Annotated in this window: 2 protein-coding genes; both read right to left on the minus strand. The window is 64.9% G+C overall.

What is annotated here, in order from left to right:
• Positions 1–5: 5 nt before the first annotated feature.
• Positions 6–389: a hypothetical protein gene (locus tag ACFHWY_RS28230; RefSeq protein WP_416583282.1), complete on the minus strand. Its 384-nt coding sequence runs from the start codon at positions 387–389 to the stop codon at positions 6–8.
• A gap of 441 nt (positions 390–830) precedes the next feature.
• Positions 831–1,739: a hypothetical protein gene (locus tag ACFHWY_RS28235; protein ID WP_416583283.1), complete on the minus strand. Its 909-nt coding sequence runs from the start codon at positions 1,737–1,739 to the stop codon at positions 831–833.
• Positions 1,740–2,436: the final 697 nt, after the last annotated feature.

Below are 2,436 nucleotides of genomic sequence, written 5' to 3' on the forward strand. Positions count from 1 at the left end.
GCCAATCACCCAGCATCATCCCAGCTCACCGGCTTGCCGAGCGAGAACGCAACGGCCCTGCGGTCGGGGCCGGGTGGACTGAAGTCGAACCCGGTGTTTCCGACACTGAGTTGGTCGAGATCGGCGAGCGCGGGCGCGTCGGGGAATACCAGATCCAGGCTCACCTGCCAGTATTCTGGTTGGTACCAGTCGGTCTCGGTCCAGGTGTCCCGCACGTTGACGGCGAACTGTCGGGTGAAGCTCAGGCTTGGGAGCTGGTCGTGCCAGCTGTGCCGGCCCCACTGAACAATGAAGCCGTCGGCGTCGCTGTCCGGTCCTGGCTCCAGGCCATCGACCGGCTGGGCAAGAAACTCGCGGAACGCCTTCCACGCGGCCTCGACGTTGTCCACCCGGTCCGGAGTCAGACCGTGTCGGCGTAGTAGTCCGGCCAGTTCCTCCGGCGAATCACGCCACGCGACACCCACCGTTCGCCCTCCCCGCTCAGGCCCCGACCGTCCGCTCGATCAGGTCGACATGCACACGCGCATGACCGCCGCAGCATGAAGCGTCATCCTCCCGCCGAGGGCGGGCCCGGTCCAGCCGGGTACTGAGACGTGGTTGGATTTTCTGGATGTCCGGTCGAGGCAGGTTGCTTGCCCCGATCAGCACCGATGCCCAAGCCGGCCGTGAGAGTGCGGCGTCAGCGCCGTCCCGAGTCGGTGAGGCCGCTCGCCGCGATGGACGGCCGCCGTGGCCGCTTCTTCGCGCGCCGCTCAGACGTATCCGGATCTGAGCGCGCTTGGGCGACCCGTCCCATGGCACGGCCACCGGATGCTGACCATGAAGATCCTTTAAGGGCTTGCCCCTGTGGTCGACGAATCTGAGTCGACGAGATCTGTGGACCGACTACACAGCGGCTCGCTCGACGCGCAGCCGGGTGCCTGGTGTCGATATACCTTAACTGGCGCCTGACCGCCTCGTTCAGCAATGTCGATTTCATCAACATACATCACGTCGGCGGCAGGTACTGCGCCTCGGCAGTCGATCCCGTACACGCTACCGAGCCCAAATGGCTGTCCGTGAATCCGGGCCAATACGAAGAGCAGTGCAGCTTCAACGGTGTGCCGATTGACCTCACTGTGGCGAAACTTGACGATGCAACTCCGCGCCCGTGCTTCGAATCGTTCCTGCAGGCCGAGCCCGAGACACCGTGCAATGTCCTCGATAATCTCTGGAGACCTTAGGTAGTCATGCTGACCATCGATCGGATCGAGCGTGTGGTCGCGCACCAGAGATGCGTACGGACCGTGGTGGAACTCACTGGCGAACTTCAGGCGGTACAACCAGGCACCATCTTCAGCGCGCAGCGTCGAGCCGGTTTCGCCTTCAAGATCCTGACGCAGGGTCCTCCACTGAGCAGGGGTCACCTGACCGTCGCACAGGCCGTACAAGTCATCCCAGAGCCGGTCGAGGATCGTGCCAAGAGGCAAGATCCCGCCCTGAAGGAACGCATGCGGGCGCAGGACGCGGGTGCCATGGAAGTAGTACGCGCCGTCGAACTTGACGTCGCCGATGTCCACGTTCAGCTCGGCGAGTAGCGCCCTTGGAACCGCCACCCACGGATCCTCGTCTTCTGCCCAATCGATCCGGTCCGGGTCGCATGCGAGGAGCACCGCGCGAAGCGTCGCCTCGTCGACACCGGCCGCTGCGGCAAGCGACCGCAGCGCCGTGTCGACGTCCTCGCAGTCCAGGAAGAGCATCGGCACTCCGATCTCCGAGAATTCATCGAACCTCGGCGCGGGGGCGGCGCGGGGGACGTCCCGCCTAAGAGCGGTGCCGGCAACCGAAATCCAGGCGATGTAATAGTGCCACGAAGGGATGGCCCCAGTCCGACGGTCTGAGCGAGGTCACTTGCCCGCGCACCGGGCCCCCCAGCTGCAGGTGGCCGACCTCGATCTGCTCCGATCAAGGAGCAGCACCTGATGTCTGATGGATCGATGGCCGCCGTGGATACTGCCGCGGTGGCGAAGAACGGGCCGGGACGGCCGTCGCCTGGCCTGGTTATGGAAGTCCGAGCCCATCTTTGGAGTTGCTGGGACTGCGATAGCGGTTGCCGCTGTACCTCTGGAGAGCGCGGGCGACGAGGTGGCGGCGGGTATGAAGGGTGTTGAGGGGGCAGATGGCGACCGCGTTCAGCTTCGGCAGGAAGCGTGGTCCTCCGCCGCTGCTGGTGGACTCCGGGAACAGCTCAGGGTTGGTGCACCATCCCACGAGGTGGAGGGTGCCTGCTTCGAGACGCATGATCTCGACGCGATCCAGGGCCTGCCAGGGGAACCAGTAGGTCCCGCTGCCGCTGTAGACCTGAATTCCCGCCCTGCCGATCTCCAGGCGAGTGGGGCAGGGCCCCGGAGTAGTCCTTGAATGTCCGGTTGGTTATGGGATGCCGTGTAGTGCCAG

It is taken from the genome of Micromonospora sp. LOL_024, assembly GCF_048060415.1.
GTDB lineage: Bacteria > Actinomycetota > Actinomycetes > Mycobacteriales > Micromonosporaceae > Micromonospora.